We start from the raw sequence: 22,154 nt of genomic DNA on the forward strand, positions 1-22,154 counted from the left end.
ACTCCTTGTCTGCTCGCTCAGTTACGCACCGGCTTGCCGGTCTGCAACATGCCCATGATCCGTTCCTGCGTCTTCTGCGTGCCGAGCAGCTCGACGAACGCGCGGCGCTCGAGCGCAAGCAGCCATTCCTCGTCGACGAGGCTGCCGGCTTCGACGTCGCCGCCGCACACGGCTTCGGCGATGCGGCTCGCGATCAGGTAGTCGTGGTCGCTGATGAAGCGGCCGTCACGCATGTTGACGAGCGATGCCTTGATCGTCGCGATCGCCGAACGGCCCGCAACCGGCACGTCCTTCGCGCGCAGCGGTGCGCGGTAGCCGGTGTCGGCCAGCGCACGCGCTTCCTTCTTCGCGGTGTCGAGCAGTTCGAACACGTTGAACACGATCGTGTCGGACGGCTTCACGTAGCCCATCGCACGCGCGTCGTGCGCGGACGCCGACACCTTCGCCATCGCCGCGTTCTCGAACGACTTCGTGACGAACTTCAGGATGTCGGTGGTCGCGTTCGCGGCCGCCGCGGCGTCCGCTGCGCGCAGCGCCGCTTCCTTCAGGCCGCCGCCGGCCGGCACGAGGCCGACGCCCACTTCGACGAGACCGATGTAGCTCTCGACGTGCACGACGCGCTTCGCGCTGTGCAGCATCAGTTCGCACCCGCCGCCGAGCGCGATGCCCGACACGGCCGCGACGACCGGCACGTTCGCGTACTTCACGCGCAGCATGCCTTCCTGGAACTTCTTCACGAACGGCTCGATGCCCTTCGCGCCGCCCATCATGAACGCGGGCATCGCCTCTTCGAGGTTCGCGCCGGCCGAGAACGGGCCGCCCGGCGTGCCGAGCTTCAGCGACGTCGGCTGCCAGATCACCACGCCCTTGTAGTCCTGCTCCGCGAGTTCGATCGCCTGCACGAGGCCGTCGATCACGCTCGGTCCGATCGTGTTCATCTTCGACTTGAACGACACGATCACGACGTCGTCCTCACCGGCACGGTCGTCGACCCACGCGCGCACCGCGTCGGTCTCGAACAGCGTCTTGCCGTACGTCTTCGGATCGGCGCCGGCTTCGCCCAGCAGCGGCGCGCGGAACACCTGCTTGCGGTACACGGCCAGGTCCGAACGCGGCACGAAGCGCTTCGATGCCGGCGCCCACGAGCCTTCGGCCGTGTGCACGCCGCCCTGCTCGGCGACCGGGCCTTCGAGCACCCACGACGGCAGCGGCACGTTCGCGAGCGCCTTGCCGGCCGCGATGTCTTCCTGCACCCACTCGGCGACCTGCTTCCAGCCGGCAGCCTGCCAGCCTTCGAACGGGCCTTCGTTCCAGCCGAAGCCCCAGCGGATCGCGAGGTCGACGTCGCGCGCGTTGTCGGCGATCGACTCGAGATGCACGCCGATGTAGTGGAACACGTCGCGGAAGATCGACCACAGGAACTGCGCATGCGGATGATCCGTCTCGCGCAGCAGCTTCAGGCGTTCCGCCGGCGGGCGCTTCAGGATGCGGCCGACGGTTTCGTCCGCCTTCGCGCCCGAATCGACGTAGCTGCCCGTCTTCGCGTCGAGCACCTTGATCGCCTTGCCTTCCTTCTTGTAGAACCCGCCGCCCGTCTTCTGGCCGAGCGCGCCCTGCTTCACCAGTTCGGCGAGCACGGCAGGCGTCTGGTAGACCGGGAAGAACGGATCGTCGGCGAGGTTGTCCTGCATCGTCTTGATCACGTGCGCCATCGTGTCGAGGCCGACCACGTCCGCGGTGCGGAACGTCGCCGACTTCGCGCGGCCGAGGCGGCTGCCCGTCAGGTCGTCGACTTCGTCGAAACGCAGGCCGAACTTCGCGGCCTCGGTGATCACCGCGAGGATCGAGAAGATGCCGACGCGGTTCGCGATGAAGTTCGGCGTGTCCTTCGCGCGCACGACGCCCTTGCCGACGACGCTCGTCAGGAAGGTTTCGAGCTGGTCGAGGATCTCCGGGCGCGTATGCGCGGTCGGGATCAGCTCGACGAGGTGCATGTAGCGCGGCGGGTTGAAGAAGTGCACGCCGCAGAAGCGCGCCTTCAGCTCGTCCGAGAATCCTTCGGACAGCTTCGTGATCGACAGGCCCGACGTGTTGGTCGCGAAGATCGCGTTCGGCGCGATGTGCGGTGCGACCTTCTTGTACAGGTCGTGCTTCCAGTCCATCCGCTCGGCGATCGCCTCGATCACGACGTCGCATTCGGCGAGCTTCGCGATGTCGTCTTCGTAGTTCGCCGCTTCGAGGTATTTCGCGTCGTCCTTCACGCCGAACGGCGCGGGCGACAGCTTCTTCAGGTTCTCGATCGCCTTCAGCGCGATCGCGTTTTTCGGGCCTTCCTTGGCCGGCAGGTCGAACAGCAGCACCGGCACGCGCGCGTTGACGAGGTGCGCGGCGATCTGCGCGCCCATCACGCCGGCGCCCAGCACGGCGACCTTGCGAATCAGGAAATTGCTCACGGGATGTCTCCGGATAGTGTCGTGCAGCGCGGGATGTGAGGGCTGCACGGCGAAGTGAGTACCAGGAACCGTTGCGTTCGGGCGGCGCGGCGCGCGGCGCGCACCGCCCGGACTCGCGTCAGAACAGCGATTCGTCGACTTCCATCATCGTCTTCGAACCGGCGCGCGCGGCGCGGATCGTCGCCGCCGTCTCGGGCAGGAGGCGCGCGAAGTAGAAGCGGGCCGTCGCGAGCTTCGACTTGTAGAACGGATCGCCCGACGCTTCCTTGTCGAGCGCGAGACGCGCCATGCGCGCCCAGAAGTACGAGAACACCAGATGGCCGACGGTACGCAGGTACGGCACGGCGGCCGCGCCGACTTCGTCCGGGTTCTGCATCGCCTTCATGCCGATTTCCATCGTCAGCTTCTGTACCTTGTCGCCGATGTCGGCGAGCGGGTTGATGAACTCGGCCATCTCCGGCTTCACGCCTTCGGCTTCCGCGAATTCGGTCACGAGCTTGCCGAACTTCTTCAGCTTCGCGCCCATGTCGCCGAGCACCTTGCGGCCCAGCAGGTCGAGCGACTGGATCGAGTTCGTGCCTTCGTAGATCATGTTGATCCGCGCGTCGCGCACGTACTGCTCCATGCCCCATTCGGAGATGAAGCCGTGGCCGCCGTAGATCTGCATCGCGTGATTCGTGCACTCGAACGCGTTGTCGGTCAGGAACGCCTTGATGATCGGCGTGAGCAGCGCGACGAGGTCGGCTGCTTCCTTGCGCACGGCTTCGTCGGCGTGCGACAGTTCCTTGTCGATCTGCAGCGCGGACCAGTACGTGAATGCACGCGCGCCTTCCGCGTACGCCTTCTGCGTGAGCAGCATGCGGCGCACGTCCGGGTGCACGATGATCGGATCGGCCGGCTTGTCCGGTGCCTTCGGGCCCGTGAGCGAACGCATCTGCAGGCGTTCCTTCGCGTACGTCAGCGAGTTCTGGTACGCGACTTCCGTGAGGCCGAGGCCCTGCATGCCGACGCCGAGGCGCGCGGCATTCATCATCACGAACATCGCGTTCAAGCCCTTGTTCGGCTCGCCGACCATCCAGCCCTTCGCGCCGTCGAGGTTCATCACGCACGTCGAGTTGCCGTGGATGCCCATCTTGTGTTCGATCGACCCGCACTTGATGCCGTTGCGCTCGCCCGGCTCGCCCGACGCGTCCGGAACGAACTTCGGCACGATGAACAGCGAGATCCCCTTCGTGCCTTGCGGCGCGTCCGGCAGGCGCGCGAGCACGAGGTGGACGATGTTCTTCGACATGTCGTGCTCGCCGCTCGAGATGAAGATCTTCGTGCCGCTGATCGAGTACGAGCCGTCGCCGTTCGGTTCGGCCTTGGTGCGCAGGATGCCGAGGTCGGTGCCGCAGTGCGGCTCGGTCAGGCACATCGTGCCCGTCCATTCGCCCGACACGAGCTTCGGCAGGTATTGCTGCTGCAGTTCCGGCGCGCCGTGCGCGTGCAGGCATTCGTACGCGCCGTGCGACAGGCCCGGATACATCGTCCATGCCTGGTTCGCCGAGTTCAGCATTTCGTAGAGCGCGTTGTTCACGAACGCGGGCAGCCCCTGGCCGCCGTAGTCCGGATCGCAGCCGAGCGCCGGCCAGCCGGCCTCGACGTACTGCCGATACGCTTCCTTGAAGCCGGTCGGGGTCTTCACGACGCCGTCGCCTTCATACGTGCAGCCTTCGCGGTCGCCGACCTGGTTCAGCGGGAACAGTACCTCGGAGCAGAACTTGCCCGCTTCCTCGAGGACCTGGTTGATCGTGTCGGCGTCGAGGTCCGCATGCTTGGGCATTTGCTTGACTTCGGCTTCGACGTTCAGAAGCTCGTGCAACACGAATTGCATGTCGCGCAGCGGCGCGGCGTACTGTCCCATGACTCTCTCCAAAGGTGGGCAACGGCTCGAGCTCCTGGCGGGCGGGTCACGCGCCGCTAACGGCTCTCGCTCTGATACGAAACAATCGTCTTTTCCAGCGCGGCCCACGTAAGGCGCACGGCGTCCGGCGAATGCAGGAAGCGTGCGTCGTGATGCAGGCCGAGCGTGAAGCTGTACAACTCGAAGAGCATCAGGTCCGGATCCGTATCCGCGCGCAGATGCCCTTCTTCCATCGCCTGCGAAATGGCGCGCAGCAACGCGGCACGCCAGGCGGTCACGCTCGCGATCAACTGCTCGCGCACGGGGCTGTCCGGCCGGTCGTCGTACTCCACTGCGCCGCTGATGTAGATGCACCCGGTCGTCACCTCCTGGATGCGCTTCTCGATCCAGCGCGCCAGCATCGCCCGAAGACGCGGCAGACCGCGCGACTCGCGCAGGCTCGGAAAGAACACCTCGTTCTCGAAACGATGGTGGTACTCGCGGACGACCTCCACCTGAAGGTCTTCGCGCGATCCGAAGTGCGCGAACACGCCGCTCTTGCTCATCTGCATGCGCTCGGCCAGCAGGCCGATCGTCAGCCCCTCCAGCCCGTCACGGCTGGCGAGGTCCAAAGCAGCTTCGAGTATCGCGGCACGCGTCTGTTCGCCTTTTCGCATAGCTATTTCTGTAACCGTTCGGGGGTTCGAATAAAATCGAACGGCCGTACTATTATTGAGTGCGGCCGCTCGCGAAACAAGGAAATTATTAGAAACCGGTGTCTAACCGAGCCGCTATTTTGCGCGATTCCGGCGGGACCGGAGCGGCTTTTCCGCACGAACGTGCGGACAGATTTTTTGAAGCGAATACTTAGTCTGCGTCAGTCGTAACCGCCGACCGTCAGCGCCTTCATCACGAGGCGGTACGTGTTGTACGCCAGCCAGTTCAGCAGCCGCTCGACGCGCGGGCGCGCGGCGTAGTGCGCGGCGTCGATTTCCCGGCCTTCGGCGAACGCGGTGGCGATCGCGTCGCGCAACTGGTTCGTCACTGCATCGTAGCGCACCAGCACGACGTTCGCTTCATTGTTCAGCATCAGGCTCAGCGCGTCCAGATTCGACGAGCCGACCGTCGCCCAGTTGTCGTCGATCACGGCGACCTTGCCGTGCAGGATCGTCTTGTCGTATTCGGCGACGCGCACGCCTGCGCGCAACAGCGCGTGATACAGGAACGGTACGGCCGTATCGAGCGCCGTGAATTCCTTGCGGCCGATCAGCACCTGCACGTCGACGCCGCGGCGGGCCGCGCCCGTCAGCGCGCGGCGCAGCTTGCGGCCCGGCATGAAGTACGGATTCGCGAGCAGGATCCGCTGGCGCGCCTGGCCGATCGCCGCGAGGTAGGCTTTCTCGATCGCACGGCGATTCACGACGTTGTCGCGCGCGACGAACGCGACGCTCGGCTCGGTCACGACCCGGAGCGCGCCGGCCTTGATCCACCGGTGGCTGCGCATCCAGCGCCGGAACATGTCCGGGAACGCTTCGCCGCCATGCAGCCCGGCCGCGTACTGCGCATACGGCTTGTGGCCGAACCGGATCCGGTGCCACTGCAGCTCGAACGCGGCGCGCACGTCGGACACCGCGGGCCCGGCCATCTCGACCGCGAAATCCCAGCGCGGGAACGGCAGCGTCGCGCTGCCCTGCGTGTAGTCGTCGACGATGTTGATGCCGCCGCAGAACGCGACCGCGTGATCGATCACCGCGAGCTTGCGGTGCGTGCGCGAGAAGCCAAAGCGGCCGAACAGGAAGCGGTTGTAGATGCAGTGCTCGACGCCGGCCTCGGCCCATGTGTCGAACAGCGGCAGGCGGGCGGTGCCGATGCCGTCGGTGATCACGCGCACGCGCACGCCGCGCTGCGCCGCGCGGATCAGCGCGTCCGACACCGGGCGGCCGGCCTCGTCGTCGCAGAAGATGTAGGTTTCGAGCATCACCTGCTCGCGGGCGGCGTCGATCCGATCGATCAGCGCGTGGAAGAATTCACCGCCGGTTTCGCACAGCCGCACGGTGTTGCCGGCCGTAAACGCGAGCCGCGACGCGGAGCCGCGCTCCTGCAGGAACATCTGCCGCAATTGCGCGAAGCGCTTGCGGGTCTCCGCATTCATGCGGACGAACCGTGCGGCGCACGCATGAGGGCCACGCGCGCGGGCAATTGCAGGATCGCCTCGGCGTTCGACGGCGAGAAGCAGCGCGCGGCCGCCTCGCGGAACGGCAGCCACGCATGGTCGACATGCTCGCGCGGCGACAGCGTCACGTCGACGCGATGCGGCACGCACAGGCCGAACCAGTGCTCGACGTTGCGCGTGACGCCCGGCGCATAGCGATGCAGGTATTGCGGATAGATCGTGTATTCGATCCGGTGATGCCAGTCGACGAGCGCGGTGGCCGGCACGTCCGGCGTGCCGACCGCGATGCCGGTTTCCTCGGCCACTTCGCGTGCGGCGGTGAGCGTGAGCGGCTCGTCGAGCGCGTCCTTCGAGCCGGTGACCGATTGCCAGAAATCGGGCTGGTCGGCACGCTTGATCACGAGCACGTCGAGTTCGGGCGTGTAGATCACGACGAGAACGGATTCGGGGATTTTCGGCGGCTTCGTCATCTTGGTTTCATGCGGCACAGGGCCGTGCGCGGGGCCTGTGCCCGAACGTGCGGCAAGTGCTGCGACTGTACCGCAAAAAACGAAAAAGGCGCACCACGGCGCCTTTTCGTTGGATGTCGCGCGCGCGGCGCCGCGCGCACGACCGGGTGCGAAAACGCGTTACGCCTTCGGCTGCTCCGGCTGACGCAGACGGATGTGCAGCTCGCGCAGTTGACGCTCGTCGACCGGGCTCGGCGCCTGCGTGAGCAGATCCTGCGCACGCTGGGTCTTCGGGAATGCGATCACGTCGCGGATCGAATCGGCGCCGGCCATCATCGTGACGATGCGGTCGAGACCGAATGCGATACCGCCGTGCGGCGGCGCGCCGTACTGCAGCGCGTCCAGCAGGAAGCCGAACTTCAGTTGCGCCTCTTCCGCGCCGATCTTCAGTGCGCGGAACACCTTGCTCTGCACTTCCTCGCGGTGGATACGCACCGAGCCGCCGCCGATTTCCCAGCCGTTCAGCACCATGTCGTACGCCTTCGCGAGGCAACGGCCCGGGTCGGTCTCGAGATACTCGAGGTGCTCGTCCTTCGGGCTCGTGAACGGGTGGTGCGCGGCGACGTAGCGCGCGTCTTCGTCGTCGTATTCGAACATCGGGAAGTCGACGACCCACAGCGGCTTCCAGCCGGCCTGGACGAGGCCATTCGCCTTGCCGAATTCCGAATGGCCGATCTTCAGGCGCAGCGCGCCGAGGCTGTCGTTGACGACCTTCGCGCGATCGGCCGCGAAGAAGATGATGTCGCCGTCTTCAGCGCCGGTACGCTCGAGGATCGCCGCGATCGACGCGTCGTGCAGGTTCTTCACGATCGGGCTTTGCAGGCCGTCGCGGCCCTTCGCCTTCTCGTTGACCTTGATCCAGGCGAGGCCCTTCGCGCCGTAGATGCGCACGAATTCCGTGTAGCCGTCGATGTCGCCGCGCGACAGCTCGCCGCCCTTCGGCACGCGCAGCGCCGCGACGCGGCCGTCCTTCGCGTTGGCCGGCGTGCTGAACACCTTGAAGTCGACGTCCTTCATCGCGTCGGTCAGCTCGGTGAATTCGAGCTGCACGCGCAGGTCCGGCTTGTCCGAACCGAAACGCGCCATCGCTTCCGAGTACGGCATCACCGGGAATGTCGCGTCGAGTTCGACGTCGATCGTCGTCTTGAAGATGTGACGGATCATGTCTTCGAACAGGTCGCGGATTTCCTGCTCGCCGAGAAACGACGTTTCGCAGTCGATCTGCGTGAATTCCGGCTGACGGTCAGCGCGGAGATCCTCGTCGCGGAAGCACTTGGTGATCTGGTAGTAACGGTCGAAGTTCGCGACCATCAGCAGCTGCTTGAACAGCTGCGGCGACTGCGGCAGCGCGAAGAACTGGCCGGCGTTCACGCGCGACGGCACGAGGTAGTCGCGCGCGCCTTCCGGCGTGCTCTTCGTCAGCATCGGTGTTTCGATGTCGATGAAGCCCTGCTCGTCGAGATACTTGCGCGCCTCGATCGCGACGCGGTAGCGCAGGCGCAGGTTGTGCTGCATCTGCGGGCGGCGCAGGTCGAGCACGCGGTGCGTGAGGCGCGTCGTTTCCGACAGGTTGTCGTCGTCGAGCTGGAACGGCGGCGTGACCGACGCGTTCAGCACGTTCAGTTCGTGGCACAGCACTTCGATCTTGCCGCTCTTCAGGCCGGCGTTGACCGTGCCTTCCGGACGGTTGCGCACGAGGCCCTTGATCTGCACGCAGAACTCGTTGCGCACGCCTTCGGCGGTCGCGAACATTTCCGCGCGATCCGGGTCGCACACCACCTGCACGAGGCCTTCACGATCGCGCAGGTCGATGAAGATCACACCGCCGTGATCGCGGCGGCGCTGCACCCAGCCGCACAGCGACACGGTTTGGCCCAGCAGGTGTTCGGTCACGAGACCGCAGTATTCAGTACGCATCGACATGATGTTTGCTTTCGTTCGGTTTGATCAACGGGCGCCGCAACGCGCGGCCCGGGCGATGATTCTTTACTTACAGCGGCGGCTCGACGGGACGACGGGCGGGCGCCGGAGCCGGCGCCGAAGGCGCCACGACGCCCATCGAGACGATGTACTTGAGCGCGGCATCGACCGACATGTCGAGTTCGATGACTTCGCTCTTCGGCAACATCAGGAAGAAGCCCGACGTCGGGTTCGGCGTCGTGGGCACGTACACGCTCACGTACTCTTCCGTCAGATGGTTGACCACGTCGCCGCCGGGCGTGCCGGTCAGAAACGCGATCGTATACGAGCCGCGGCGCGGGTATTCGATCAGCAGCGCCTTGCGGAATGCGTTGCCGCTACTCGACAGCAGCGTGTCCGATACCTGCTTGACGCTCGTGTAGATCGGCCCGACGACCGGGATGTGACGCACGACCGCGTTCCACCACGTGACGAGCTTCTGGCCGATGAAGTTCTGCGTGGCCAGCCCGACGACGAAGATGAACGCGAGCGTCAGCACCGCGCCGATCCCCGGCAGATGGAAGCCGAGCATCCGCTCGGGCTGCCACGATTCGGGCAGCAGGAGCAGCGTCTGGTCCATCGTGCCGATGATGAGGCCGAGCACCCACAGCGTGATCGCGAGCGGGACGAGAACCAGCAAGCCGGTCAGGAACACCGTTTTCAGGGTCGTCTTTTTCATCATCTGCCGTCAATGAACCGCGCCGGAAGCGCGGGTTGGTCGCGACCCGGCCGGGCCGCGACGATCAAGTGCCGGCGGCGGGCGTCGCAGCCGGTGCCGGCGCGGCGCTCGTCGCCGTGGTGCTGCCCGCACTGCTCGTCGCAGCCGGCGCGGCCGCGGCCGGTGCGGCTTCCGCCGCGGGTGCCGCCGGCGCCGCGTCGCCCGACGCCGTCGCCGGTGCGCTGGCGCCGCCCGAGCCGCCGCGGAAATCGGTGACATACCACCCCGAGCCCTTCAGCTGGAAACCGGCGGCAGTCACCTGTTTGCGAAAAGCATCCTTCCCGCATTCAGGGCATTGCGACAGCGGCGCGTCGCTCATCTTCTGGAGCACGTCCTTCGCGAAACCGCACGCTTCGCATCGATAGGCGTAGATCGGCATGATATTTTTCCCGCAGAAACTGGAAACGGCTTGCAAAACCTTGAATTATAGCCGAAACCCCGGCCCGCTCCGGCAACAGCCGCGACGCCCGCGCATCAGCGGCGACGCCACGTGAGCCAGCGCTCGTGCCCGTCGAACACGGCCAGCGAATCGGTCACGGGCAAATCCTCGATCAGCTCGAAGTGCGGCGCGAGCAGCGCGTCGAGTTCGGCTCGCTCGATCCCGAACGGCGGCCCTTTCGGTTTCGCCACCACGAAGAAATAACCGGCCAGCAATCCGCCCGCGGGCAGCAGCTCGGCCATCCGCGCCGCATAGCTCGCGCGCAGGCTCGGCGGCAGCGCGCACAGGAACGCGCGCTCGTACACCCACTGCACATCGAACGGCGGCTGGTACTGGAAAAAATCGGCCTGCTCGACGACGTCCGCATGCGCGCCGAGCTGCGCCTTCGCCGCAGCGACCGCCTGCGCGGCGAAATCGATCGCCCGCACCGGCCAGCCGGCCTGCGCGAGCCATCCGGCCTCCTGCGCACTGCCGCAGCCGGGAATCAGCACCGCACATGGGTCGCGCCGCTGCGCGAACGCGCGAAACCCGTCCGGCACACCGCCGAATTCCCACGGCGTCACGCCTCGCTCGAAGCGCTCGTCCCAGAACGACGCGCTGCCGGGGTCGCGCGTCGCGAAATCGGCGGCGCTCGACGCGGACGGCTGTTTCGGTTCGGACATCGCGTGGCTCCTTTCGGTCAGGCGCCGTACGCGAGCGCGAGCAGCACGCGCGCGACGAGCGCCCCGACGCCGACGGCCAGGCCGAAGATCAGCAACGCCTGCAGCAGCCGGTTCGTCCGTTTCTGCTCGACGAGGACCTGACGCATCAGCTCCTCGCTCGCGGCGCGCGGCGCGTCGTGGCGCGCGGCCATCGCATGGTGGATCAGGCGCGGCAGTTGCGGCAGCGTCTTGCTCCACTGCGGCGCCTCGACCTTGAACCGCTCGTACCAGCCGCGCAGGCCGATCTGCTCGGTCATCCAGCGCTCGAGATACGGCTTCGCGGTCTTCCATAGGTCGAGTTCGGGGTCGAGCGAGCGGCCGAGCCCCTCGACGTTCAGCATCGTCTTCTGCAGCAGCACGAGCTGCGGCTGGATCTCGACGTTGAAGCGACGCGACGTCGAGAACAGGCGCATCAGCACCTGGCCGAGCGAGATGTCCTTCAGCGCGCGATCGAAATACGGCTCGCACACCGCGCGGATCGCACTTTCGAGCTCCTCGACGCGCGTCTCGGGCGGCACCCAGCCCGATTCGAGGTGCAGCGTCGCGACGCGGTGGTAGTCGCGCTTGAAGAACGCGAGGAAGTTCTGCGCGAGGTAGTTCTTGTCGAAATCGGACAGCGCGCCGACGATCCCGAAATCGAGCGCGATATAGCGGCCGAACGTGTTCGGGTCGAGGCTCACCTGGATGTTGCCGGGGTGCATGTCCGCATGGAAGAAACCGTCGCGGAACACCTGCGTGAAGAAGATCTCGACGCCTTCGCGCGCGAGCTTCTTGATGTCGACGCCGGCCGAGCGCAGCGTCTCGACCTGGCTGATCGGCACGCCGGTCATGCGCTCCATCACGAGCACCTGCGACGTCGAGAAATCCCAGAACATCTCGGGCACGAGCAGCAGGTCGAGGCCCGCGAAGTTGCGGCGCAGCTGGCTGCCGTTCGCGGCCTCGCGCATCAGGTCGAGCTCGTCGTGCAGGTACTTGTCGAATTCGGCGACGACCTCGCGCGGCTTCAGGCGCCGGCCGTCGGCCCACATGCGTTCGGTCCACGTCGCGATGTCGCGCATCAGCGCGAGGTCGGAATCGATCACCGGCAGCATGTTCGGCCGCAGCACCTTGACGGCGACGGCCTTGCCCGCGTGCACGCCCTGCTTCAGCTTCGCGAAATGCACCTGCGCGATCGATGCGCTCGCGATCGGCTCGCGCTCGAATTCGTCGAACAGCTCGTCGACCGGCGCGCCGAGCGACTTCTCGATGATCGCGATCGCGACGGCCGAATCGAACGGCGGCACCTGATCCTGCAGCTTCGCGAGTTCGTTCGCGAAATCGACCGACAGCAGGTCGCGGCGCGTCGACAACACCTGGCCGAACTTCACGAAGATCGGGCCGAGGCTTTCGAGCGCGTGGCGCAGCCGCACGGCGGGCGGATCGGAGTAACGGCGACCGATCGTCGTGATCCGCAGCAGCAGCTTCACGCGCCGGTCGTCGATCCGGGACAGCATCACTTCGTCGAGACCAAAGCGGATGACGGTGTAGACAATCTTGATGAAACGGAAAATGCGCATGCCCTGCGGCCCTCAGTGCGCGCCGCGCGGGCTGGAACCCGTGCGCGCGCCGATTTTTTGTTCGAGTCGCTCGACCCGCTTTTCGACCCGCGCGAGCGCATCGCGTGCGCGCGCCAGTTCGGCGTCGAAGCCGCCGAGCGACGCGCGCCGGACGACTTGCGGGTTCTCGTCGAGCCAGTATTCGGCGACGGAGTCGAGCACGTTGCGTCCGGTGCGGCGCGCGCGCGCGCCGGCATCGCGCACGACCGTCGCGATCCGGTACGCCGCCGCGTCGCCGACCAGCTTCGCGAGATCTTCTTCCGGTTCCCAGCGCAGATGCTCGGCCAGCTTCGCGATCTGCGTCGCGAATTCCGCGTCGCCCTCGATCTTCACGTGCTTCATCACGGCCGCCTGGCCGCCCTGCAGGAACGCGGCGACCGTATCGCCGGCGAGCGCGATCGACACGTCGACCTGTTGCGCATCGTGTGCGTCGACAGCCGACAGATAGCCGTCGGGCTGCACCAGCAGCGTGAGCGTGACGGGAGGCACGTCGATCCGGGCAGTCTTGCCCGCATAGGGAATCAGGCGGTCGCGCGCCCACGATTCGCGCGCGAGCAGGTGATTGACGGCAGCAGCAAAAGGCTTGGCGGCAAAGGTCATCGGGCTGGGAAAGAAAAAACCCGCGCAGGCCGGGCGCCCACGCGGGTTTCTATTGTAACGTCGGATCGATGGCAGACCGTGCCTGACCGTACACCCGGGCGGCAAGCGGTCGCAGTGCGGCGGCCGTCGCCCGGGTGCCCGGCGGCGCGGGCCGCCGGCCACGCTCAGTGCGTGTTGATCTGCTGGATACCCGCGAGCAGCCAGCCCTGACTGCCCGACTTCGACAGGTTCCACACCTCGTCGAACGGTGCGGCCGACGTATTCGCCGATTCGCGGATCAGGCCATGGAAGCGCACGCTCGCCGACTGCTCGATGCCGCGATCCTCGATCGCGACCAGTTCCGCGTCGAGCTGCACGACGTCGGTCTGGTTCGCGTCGTTGCCGCGCGAATCGAGGTCGATCTTGATCTCGGCGAACATTTCGGGCGTCGTGAACTCGCGGATGTCGGCCAGGTTGCCCTGGTCCCACGCGGCCTGCAGGCGCACGAAATAGACTTTCGCGCTGCGCAGAAACGCTTCGGTGTCGAAGCCGGCCGGCACTTGAAGCGGCGCAGCCGCCATCGCGCCTGCCGCGCCGGCGGCCGCCGCACCGCCGCCGAACACGCCCTGCGCTTCATTGGCATAGCTGCTGCCGCTGCCCGCGTAGTTGCCGCCGGTGTTGCCCTGCTGGAACGAGGGGCTTTGCGAATAGCCGCCCGACGACGACGATGCGCCGCCGACCGAATACGCCGGCTCCTGCGGGCGACGGCGGTTCATGAACTTGCGGACCAGCCAGATGCCGACCATCGCGAGCAACGCGATCACGATGACGTTCGCCATCATGCTCGCGAACGCGCCGCCGAGGCCGAAGTGCGACAGCAGCGCCGCGATGCCGAGACCGGCCGCGAGACCGGCGATCGGCCCGAGCCAGCGCGAGCGGTTGGGCTGCGCGGCCGGCGTGGGCGCGGCCGGGTTCGTACGCTGCGCCTGCGACGGCGCGGCCTGCTGCATCGGCTGCTGCGCGGGCGGCGTGGCCTGGCGCTGCGTGACGGTGGAGCTCTGGCGGCCGATGCTGCGCCCGCCGCCCATGCGCTTCGCTTCGGCGTCGAGCGATGCGAACGTGCCGGCCGTGAGCAGGCCGACCATCAGCAGCGTGCCGACCCGTCGAGCCCACGGCTTCGACGGCTTGCTACGGTTGAACAACGAACGCGATTCAGACATCAGCTTCTCCGAATGTAAGACGAATGTAGGGAAAGAACCCCTTAGTACTTGGTCCCTAGGTGTAAAGCTACCACGCCACCTGACAAATTGTAATATTTGACGGCATCGAGGCCCGCTTGTTCCATCATCGTCTTCAGCGTGTCCTGATCGGGGTGCATCCGGATAGATTCAGCAAGATACCGATAACTTTCAGCATCTTTCGCGAACTTGTCGCCAAGCCACGGTAATACTTTGAAAGAATACAGGTCGTACGCTTTTTTCAGCGGATCCCAGACTTTCGAGAATTCCAGCACCATCACGCGGCCGCCGGGCTTCGTCACGCGGCGCATCTCGGCGAGCGCGGCATCCTTGTGCGTCATGTTGCGCAGCCCGAACGCGACCGTGACCACGTCGAAGTAGTTGTCCGGAAACGGAATTTTCTCGGCGTCGCACAACAGCGACGGCGTCACGACGCCCTTGTCGAGCAGCCGGTCGCGGCCGACGCGCAGCATCGATTCGTTGATGTCGGTATGCCAGACCTCGCCCGTCGGCCCGGCCGCCTTCGCGAACGACTTGGTCAAGTCGCCGGTGCCGGCCGCGATGTCGAGCACCTTGAAGCCGGGGCGCACGTTCGCCTGCGCGATCGTGAACGCCTTCCACGCGCGGTGCATGCCCGCCGACATCAGGTCGTTCATCAGATCGTAATTGCTCGCGACCGAATGAAACACGCCCGCCACTTTCTTCGCTTTTTCGTTTTCCTCGACGCTTTCGAAGCCGAAGTGGGTTTTGCTCATCGCGTTGATCCTCAGTAAATGGCAAGACGGCGCCGAGCGGGCGCCGTCGATTTCAGTGGCAGTGGCCGTGCGGCGCTGCGGCTGCCGGCATCGGCGCGTCGCGCTCGACGCCCGCCGCCTTCAGTTTGTCGAAATAGTCGCGCCACAGCGCGTCCTGCTGCGTCGCCAGTTCGTACAGCAGGTCCCACGAGTAGATGCCGGTCGAATGGCCGTCGGAGAACGTCGGCTGCAGCGCGTAGTTGCCGACGCCCTCGAGCGCGGTGATCGTCACTTCGCGCTTGCCGGTCTGCAACGTCTCCTGGCCGGGCCCGTGGCCGCGCACCTCGGCCGACGGCGAATAGACGCGCATCAGCTCGAACGGAATCCGGTAACTCTCGCCGTTCGGGTACTGCAATTCGAGCACGCGCGACACCGCGTGCACGACGACGCCGGACGGAATCGGCGTCGTGGAAGTCAAACCGCTCATGCTTGCCTCGAATCGGTCATGCGTTGAATTTCCTCGCGCACCGCATTGTGCAGCAGCGAGGCCTGCGCCGCGCGCGAGCGCAGCAGCGCCTCGGACACGCTGCGCTGGCGCGGCGCCCACACGGGCTGCGGGAAATGGGCATCGTTGGAAAAGCGCGGAATCACGTGCCAGTGCACGTGCGGCACCATGTTGCCGAGGCTCGCGAGATTCACCTTGTTCGGCTGCATCACGCGGCGCACGGCCCGCTCGACCGCGTAGACCACGCGCATCAGATGTGCCCGCTCGGGCTCGCCGAGATCGGAGAACTCGGCCACGTGCGCACCCCAGATCACCCGGCAGAAGCCCGGGTAGTCGTGCTCGCCGGTGGCCAGCACGACGCGCAGCGCATCGTCCTGCCAGAGCACCTCGCCGCCGTCTTCACGGCAAAACACGCATTCCATCGTCGCTCCCATGTGGACGGGCGCCGGCACATCAGCGCCGGCGCCCGCTCTCATCCTAGTCCCGCCGGGCGGTCGTCATGCCCGCATTAGACCAGCACGCGCTCGATCCCGCCATGGTTCGCCCGTGCGACATAATCGGCCATCCAGTTCTCGCCGAGCACCTGGCGCGCGATTTCCACCACGATGTAGTCGGCCTCCAGGTTCGCGTCCTCGTTGTAGCGCGACAGCCCCTGCAGGCACGACGGGCAGCTCGTCAGGATCTTCACGTCCGGGCCGTTCGCGCCCGCGGCGGCCGGCGCCGGCGCATCGCCCGCCACCACCGGAATCGCACGCAGCTTCGCCGCGCCCTTGCGGATCTCCTCTTCCTTGCGGAAGCGCACCTGCGTCGACACGTCCGGCCGCGTGACCGCCAGCGTGCCCGACTCCCCGCAGCAGCGATCGTTCTTCTCGATCCTGTAGCCGTCCTTCTCCGCGCCCATCAGCTCGTTGACGAGCTTCACCGGGTCGATCGTCTTGATCGGCGTATGGCACGGGTCGTGATACATGTAGCGCGTGCCCGTCACCCCGTCGAGCTTCATCCCCTTCTCGAGCAGGAACTCGTGGATGTCGATGATCCGGCACCCCGGGAAGATCTTGTCGAATTCATACCCCGCCAGCTGGTCGTAGCACGTGCCGCACGACACCACCACCGTCTTGATGTCCAGATAGTTCAGCGTGTTCGCCACCCGGTGGAACAGCACGCGGTTGTCCGTGACGATCTTCTCGGCCTTGTCGTACTGCCCCGAGCCGCGCTGCGGATAGCCGCAGCACAGGTAGCCCGGCGGCAGCACCGTCTGCACGCCCGCTTCCCACAGCATCGCCTGCGTGGCCAGCCCCACCTGCGAGAACAGCCGTTCGGAGCCGCAGCCCGGGAAGTAGAACACCGCTTCCGAATCGACGGTCGTCGACTTCGGGTTGCGGATGATCGGCACGATCTTGTTGTCCTCGATGTCCAGCAGCGCCCGCGCCGTCTTCTTCGGCAGGTTGCCCGGCATCTTCTTGTTCACGAAGTGGATCACCTGCTCGACCGCCGGCGGCTTGCCCGTCGTCGCCGGCGGGTGCTGCGTCTGCTTCGTCACGACCTTCTTCAGCATGTCGTTCGCGAAGCGCTGCACCTTGTAGCCCACCCCCATCATCACGCCGCGCGCGAGGTTGATCGTCTGCGGATTGGTCGCGTTCAGGAAGAACATCCCCGCCGCGTTGCCCGCGTTGAACTTCTTCTTGCCCATCTTGCGCAACAGGTTGCGCATGTTCATCGTCACGTCGCCGAAGTCGATCTTCACCGGGCACGGCGTCGCGCACTTGTGGCACACCGTGCAGTGGTCGGCCACGTCGTTGAACTCGTCCCAGTGCTTGATCGACACGCCGCGGCGCGTCTGCTCCTCGTACAGAAACGCCTCGACCAGCAGCGACGTCGCGAGGATCTTGTTGCGCGGGCTGTACAGCAGGTTCGCGCGCGGCACGTGGGTCGCGCACACCGGCTTGCACTTGCCGCAGCGCAGGCAGTCCTTCACCGAATCGGCGATCGCGCCGATGTCGGACTGCTGCATGATCAGCGACTCGTAGCCCATCAGCCCGAAGCTGGGCGTGTATGCGTTGCGCAGATCGGCGCCGTCGAGCAGCTTGCCCTTGTTGAAACGGCCGTTCGGGTCGACGCGCTGCTTGTACGCGCGGAATTCGGCGATCTCGTCGTCGGTCAGGAACTCGAGCTTCGTGATGCCGATCCCGTGTTCGCCGGAGATCACGCCGTCGAGCGAACGCGCCAGCGTCATGATGCGGGCCACCGACGCGTGCGCGTCCTGCAGCATCTCGTAGTTGTCGGAGTTGACCGGGATGTTGGTGTGGACGTTGCCGTCGCCCGCATGCATGTGCAGCGCGACGAACACGCGGCCGCGCAGCACGCGCTTGTGGATCGCCTGCGCTTCGTCGAGGATCGGCTTGAACGCGCCGCCGTTGAAGATCGCGCGCAGCTCCGCGCGGATCTCCTGCTTCCACGAGATGCGGACCGTGCGATCCTGCGTGACGTGGAACACGGTCGCGCCCGGCTGCGCGTCCGCGCGATCGGCGAACTTCTCGGCGAGCGCCTCGTAACCGAGCTGCACCAGGTAGTGCTGCGCCTCGCGCAGCGGCTGGTCGAGCCGGTCGCGCACGAATTCCCAGCGCGCGCGCACGCGCTTGAGCAGCTCCAGCGCCTGCTGCACGCGGTCTTCCAGCAGCTCGGCGCTCGGGATCTCGTTCGCGTCGTCGGTCTTGCCGAGCGGCAGGTTGCCGCCCTTGAAGAACGCCTCGAGCGCGTCGACCAGCTGCAGCTTGTTCTTCAGCGACAGCTCGATGTTGATCCGCTCGATGCCGTCGGTGTACTCGCCCATCCGGTTCAGCGGGATCACGACGTCCTCGTTGATCTTGAACGCGTTCGTGTGCTTCGCGATCGCGGCCGTGCGGCTGCGGTCGAGCCAGAAGCGCTTGCGCGCCTCCGCGCTGACCGCGACGAAGCCTTCGCCGCTCTTGCCGTTCGCCATCCGGATCACTTCGGACGTCGCCTGCGCGACCGCATCGGCGTCGTCGCCGACGATGTCGCCGATCAGCACCATCTTCGGGAACGCGTTGCGCTTGCTCTTGGTCGCGTAGCCGACCGCGCGCAGGTAGCGCTCGTCGAGGTGCTCGAGGCCCGCGAGGATCGCGCCGCCCTGCTTCGACGTCTCGAACAGGTAGTCCTTGATCTCGACGATGCTCGGGATCGCCTCGCGCGCCTGGCCGAAGAATTCGAGGCAGACGGTGCGCGTATGCGCGGGCATCTTGTGCAGCACCCAGCGCGCGGACGTGATGAGCCCGTCGCAGCCTTCCTTCTGCACGCCCGGCAGGCCGGCGAGGAACTTGTCGGTCACGTCCTTGCCGAGCCCTTCCTTGCGGAACCGGCGACCCTCGATCTCGAGCATCTCGGTCTTGAGCAGCTTCTCGCCGGGCGCGTATGCGCCGTCGAACCACTTCAGCTCGAAGCGCGCGACCGCGATGTCGTGGATCTTGCCCTGGTTGTGCTCGTGGCGCGTGACTTCGAGCCAGTTGCCGTCCGGGTCGACCATTCGCCACCACGCGAGGTTGTCCAGCGCGGTGCCCCACAGCACGGCCTTCTTGCCGCCCGCGTTCATCGCGACGTTGCCGCCGATGCACGACGCGTCGAGCGAGGTCGGATCGACCGCGAACACGTAGCCGGCCGCTTCGGCCGCCTCGGTCACGCGGCGCGTGACGACGCCCGCGCCGGAGAAGATCGTCGGCACCTTGTGCGCGACGCCCGGCAGCTCGGTCAGTTCGACCGCGCCGAGCTGTTCGAGCTTCTCGGTGTTGATCACCGCGGAGAACGGCGTGAGCGGCACCGCGCCGCCCGTGTAGCCGGTGCCGCCGCCGCGCGGGATCACGGTCAGGCCGAGCTCGAAGCACGCCTTGATCAGCGCGGCGATCTCGGCTTCGGTGTCCGGCGTCAGCACGACGAACGGGTATTCGACGCGCCAGTCGGTCGCGTCCGTCACGTGCGACACGCGCGACAGCCCGTCGAAGCGGATGTTGTTCTTCTGCGTGCAGCGGCCGAGCGCCTTGGTCGCGCGGCGGCGCAGCTCGGCCATCTTGTCGAATTCGTCGGCGAATTCGTCGACCGCGCGCTGCGCGGCGGTTTCGAGCATCTCGACGCGCGACGCGCGTTCGCGGCCGGCGTCGTCGCGGTGCGCGGTGAGATCGGCGCTGCGGCGCTTGCCGATCTCGGTCAGGCGGTGGTTCAGCGCCTCGATCAGCAGCGCGCGGCGTTTCGGGTTGTCGAGCAGGTCGTCCTGCAAATAGGGGTTGCGGCGCACGACCCAGATGTCGCCGAGCACTTCATACAGCATCCGTGCCGAGCGGCCCGTGCGGCGCTCGGCGCGCAGTTCGTCGAGCACCGCCCACGCCTCTTCGCCGAGCAGGCGGATCACGATCTCGCGATCCGAGAAGGACGTGTAGTTGTAGGGAATCTCGCGCAAGCGGGGCGCGGGGTCGGCGGCGACGGCGGCGGCCGCGCCATGCGGATCGAAAACTTGTGGTGCGTTCATGTTCGGACGACTCGGAGGGCCGATATCCCGTGCACGGGCGTCGGCAAGCGCGTGGGCGCAATCTTGGGGAAATCTGTTCTGTTACCAGGCGCGCGGCTGTCCTTCATGGGGCCGGAGCGGGCGACTCGCCCCTCCTGGCCGGCGACAGGGCCTGGCGGCACTCGGGACCATCAGCACGATCGCGCGCGGCGCGCATGCCGTTCGGCCGCGGGGCTGGCTGCGCGCGGCGTCGGCTTCAACGGTGCGATCCGTGGGTGCCTCTGCATCTTCCGAATCCTTGATTCAAAACGGAATTCTAACCCATGATCGGGCAGCCCGTGACACGCCGGACAGGTCGTGGGGCTATCGCCGCGAGCCGCGCCGGGCGGGCTTCGGCGCGGTTTCGTCCGACCATTCGCCGTCCGTCCGGTCGGTAACCATGCGGTTAAACGGTAAAGAGCGCCGGCAAAATGCTGCGCCCGGCGGCGCGCATCCGCTGCCTGCACGCACACACGGCCGCCCGCAGCCGCCCGCCCGGCATGCCGCTTGCGTGCGGGCGGACCCTTGGCGCTATCATTGACCCTTTACCGTCTGCATCCGCACTGCACGCGAGCGCCCATGGCATCCCACGATTACCTGAAGAAAATCCTCACCGCGCGCGTCTACGACGTCGCGATCGAGACGGAACTCGAACCGGCCCGCAACCTGTCGGCCCGGCTGCGCAACGCCGTTTACCTGAAGCGCGAGGACAACCAGCCGGTGTTCTCGTTCAAGCTGCGCGGCGCGTACAACAAGATGGCGCACATTCCGACGGACGCGCTCGCGCGCGGCGTGATTACGGCGTCGGCCGGCAACCACGCGCAGGGCGTCGCATTCTCGGCGGCCCGGATGGGCGTCAAGGCCGTGATCGTCGTCCCGGTCACGACGCCGCAGGTGAAGGTCGACGCGGTGCGCGCGCACGGCGGCCCGAGCGTCGAGGTGATCCAGGCGGGCGAATCGTACAGCGATGCGTACGCGCACGCGGTCAAGGTCCAGCAGGAGCGCGACCTCACGTTCGTCCACCCGTTCGACGATCCGTACGTGATCGCCGGCCAAGGCACGATCGCGATGGAGATCCTGCGTCAGCACCAGGGTCCGATCCACGCGATCTTCGTGCCGATCGGCGGCGGCGGGCTCGCGTCCGGCGTCGCCGCGTACGTGAAGGCGGTGCGCCCGGAGATCAAGGTGATCGGCGTGCAGGCCGAGGATTCGTGCGCGATGGCGCAGTCGCTGGACGCGGGCGAGCGCATCGAGCTGAGCGAAGTCGGCCTGTTCGCGGACGGCACCGCGGTGAAGCTCGTCGGCGAGGAAACCTTCCGGCTGTGCCGCGAATTCCTCGACGGCGTCGTGACGGTCAACACCGACGCGCTATGCGCGGCGATCAAGGACGTGTTCCAGGACACGCGCAGCGTGCTCGAGCCGTCCGGCGCGCTCGCGGTCGCGGGGGCGAAGCTGTACGCGGAACGCGAAGGCATCGAAAACCAGACGCTCGTCGCGGTCACGTCCGGCGCGAACATGAATTTCGACCGGATGCGCTTCGTCGCCGAGCGCGCGGAGGTCGGCGAGGCGCGCGAAGCGGTGTTCGCGGTCACGATCCCCGAGGAACGCGGCAGCTTCAAGCGCTTCTGCTCGCTCGTCGGCGATCGCAACGTCACCGAGTTCAACTACCGGATCGCCGATGCGCAATCCGCGCACATCTTCGTCGGCGTGCAGATCAGGCGCCGCGGCGAATCGGCGGAGATCGCCGCGAACTTCGAGTCGCACGGCTTCAAGAGCGTCGACCTGACGCACGACGAGCTGTCGAAGGAACACATCCGCTACATGGTCGGCGGCCGCTCGCCGCTCGCGCTCGACGAGCGCCTGTTCCGCTTCGAATTCCCGGAACGGCCGGGCGCGCTGATGAAGTTCCTGTCGTCGATGGCGCCGGACTGGAACATCAGCCTGTTCCACTACCGCAACCAGGGCGCGGACTACAGCTCGATCCTCGTCGGGCTGCAGGTGCCGCAGGCCGATCGTGCCGAATTCGAACGCTTCCTCGCGGCGCTCGGCTATCCGTATGTCGAGGAGAGCGCCAACCCGGCTTACCGCCTCTTCCTGTCGTAAAGGCGTCACGC

At 66.6% G+C, this 22,154-nt stretch carries 17 protein-coding genes; 1 reads left to right on the plus strand and 16 read right to left on the minus strand.

Annotation, left to right across the window (positions count from 1 at the left end; genetic code table 11):
* Window positions 1-17 precede the first annotated feature (17 nt).
* The 16 genes from JYG37_RS16035 to JYG37_RS16110 all read right to left on the minus strand — a co-directional run bounded on the left by JYG37_RS16035 (window position 18) and on the right by JYG37_RS16110 (window position 20,022).
* The gene (locus JYG37_RS16035) at window positions 18-2,453 is read right to left on the minus strand and encodes a 3-hydroxyacyl-CoA dehydrogenase/enoyl-CoA hydratase family protein (RefSeq protein WP_050014682.1); all 2,436 of its coding nucleotides are present in this window, start codon (window positions 2,451-2,453) and stop codon (window positions 18-20) included.
* 118 nt (window positions 2,454-2,571) lie between these two features.
* Complete coding sequence (locus tag JYG37_RS16040) at window positions 2,572-4,359, minus strand: acyl-CoA dehydrogenase C-terminal domain-containing protein (RefSeq protein WP_124631517.1); 1,788 nt, start codon at window positions 4,357-4,359, stop codon at window positions 2,572-2,574.
* 56 nt (window positions 4,360-4,415) lie between these two features.
* Window positions 4,416-5,015 (minus strand): TetR/AcrR family transcriptional regulator, encoded by a 600-nt coding sequence (locus JYG37_RS16045; protein ID WP_050014686.1) that lies wholly within the window; start codon window positions 5,013-5,015, stop codon window positions 4,416-4,418.
* Window positions 5,016-5,215: 200 nt separating this feature from the next.
* Window positions 5,216-6,490: a cardiolipin synthase ClsB gene (gene clsB / locus JYG37_RS16050; RefSeq protein ID WP_050014688.1), complete on the minus strand. Its 1,275-nt coding sequence runs from the start codon at window positions 6,488-6,490 to the stop codon at window positions 5,216-5,218.
* Window positions 6,487-6,981 carry a dihydroneopterin triphosphate diphosphatase gene (gene nudB, locus JYG37_RS16055; RefSeq protein ID WP_089488935.1) on the minus strand — a complete coding sequence of 165 codons (495 nt, stop codon included), beginning with the start codon at window positions 6,979-6,981 and terminating at the stop codon, window positions 6,487-6,489. The genes clsB and nudB overlap by 4 nt, the downstream gene beginning before the upstream one ends.
* A 159-nt stretch (window positions 6,982-7,140) precedes the next feature.
* The gene (aspS, locus tag JYG37_RS16060) at window positions 7,141-8,943 is read right to left on the minus strand and encodes an aspartate--tRNA ligase (protein WP_011657896.1); all 1,803 of its coding nucleotides are present in this window, start codon (window positions 8,941-8,943) and stop codon (window positions 7,141-7,143) included.
* Window positions 8,944-9,010: 67 nt separating this feature from the next.
* Window positions 9,011-9,661: a DUF502 domain-containing protein gene (locus JYG37_RS16065; protein ID WP_006477842.1), complete on the minus strand. Its 651-nt coding sequence runs from the start codon at window positions 9,659-9,661 to the stop codon at window positions 9,011-9,013.
* Window positions 9,662-9,722: 61 nt separating this feature from the next.
* A complete protein-coding gene (locus JYG37_RS16070; RefSeq protein WP_213346101.1) occupies window positions 9,723-10,076 on the minus strand; it encodes an FmdB family zinc ribbon protein in 354 nt (117 codons plus the stop codon).
* 95 nt (window positions 10,077-10,171) lie between these two features.
* Window positions 10,172-10,798: a class I SAM-dependent methyltransferase gene (locus JYG37_RS16075; protein WP_050014695.1), complete on the minus strand. Its 627-nt coding sequence runs from the start codon at window positions 10,796-10,798 to the stop codon at window positions 10,172-10,174.
* 17 nt (window positions 10,799-10,815) lie between these two features.
* Window positions 10,816-12,393: a ubiquinone biosynthesis regulatory protein kinase UbiB gene (gene ubiB, locus JYG37_RS16080; protein WP_050014696.1), complete on the minus strand. Its 1,578-nt coding sequence runs from the start codon at window positions 12,391-12,393 to the stop codon at window positions 10,816-10,818.
* Window positions 12,394-12,405: 12 nt separating this feature from the next.
* Window positions 12,406-13,032 (minus strand): ubiquinone biosynthesis accessory factor UbiJ, encoded by a 627-nt coding sequence (locus JYG37_RS16085; RefSeq protein ID WP_027806086.1) that lies wholly within the window; start codon window positions 13,030-13,032, stop codon window positions 12,406-12,408.
* A gap of 164 nt (window positions 13,033-13,196) precedes the next feature.
* Window positions 13,197-14,231 carry a Tim44 domain-containing protein gene (locus JYG37_RS16090; RefSeq protein ID WP_050014698.1) on the minus strand — a complete coding sequence of 345 codons (1,035 nt, stop codon included), beginning with the start codon at window positions 14,229-14,231 and terminating at the stop codon, window positions 13,197-13,199.
* Window positions 14,232-14,272: 41 nt separating this feature from the next.
* The gene (ubiE, locus tag JYG37_RS16095; protein ID WP_006477837.1) at window positions 14,273-15,004 is read right to left on the minus strand and encodes a bifunctional demethylmenaquinone methyltransferase/2-methoxy-6-polyprenyl-1,4-benzoquinol methylase UbiE; all 732 of its coding nucleotides are present in this window, start codon (window positions 15,002-15,004) and stop codon (window positions 14,273-14,275) included.
* 52 nt (window positions 15,005-15,056) lie between these two features.
* The gene (locus tag JYG37_RS16100) at window positions 15,057-15,470 is read right to left on the minus strand and encodes a gamma-butyrobetaine hydroxylase family protein (protein WP_050014701.1); all 414 of its coding nucleotides are present in this window, start codon (window positions 15,468-15,470) and stop codon (window positions 15,057-15,059) included.
* Window positions 15,467-15,910, minus strand: a complete 444-nt coding sequence (locus JYG37_RS16105; RefSeq protein ID WP_011546191.1) for an HIT family protein — start codon at window positions 15,908-15,910, stop codon at window positions 15,467-15,469. Before JYG37_RS16105 ends, JYG37_RS16100 begins: the two co-directional genes overlap by 4 nt.
* Window positions 15,911-15,996: 86 nt before the next feature.
* Entirely contained in the window at window positions 15,997-20,022 is a 4,026-nt protein-coding gene (locus JYG37_RS16110; protein ID WP_089488808.1) for a DUF3683 domain-containing protein, read from the minus strand.
* Between the two features lie 597 nt (window positions 20,023-20,619).
* On the opposite strand from JYG37_RS16110, the gene ilvA reads away from it, so the two are divergent.
* Window positions 20,620-22,143, plus strand: a complete 1,524-nt coding sequence (ilvA, locus tag JYG37_RS16115) for a threonine ammonia-lyase, biosynthetic (RefSeq protein ID WP_050016647.1) — start codon at window positions 20,620-20,622, stop codon at window positions 22,141-22,143.
* Window positions 22,144-22,154 lie beyond the last annotated feature (11 nt).

The organism is Burkholderia sp. LAS2 (assembly GCF_018417615.1).
Lineage (GTDB): Bacteria > Pseudomonadota > Gammaproteobacteria > Burkholderiales > Burkholderiaceae > Burkholderia > Burkholderia sola.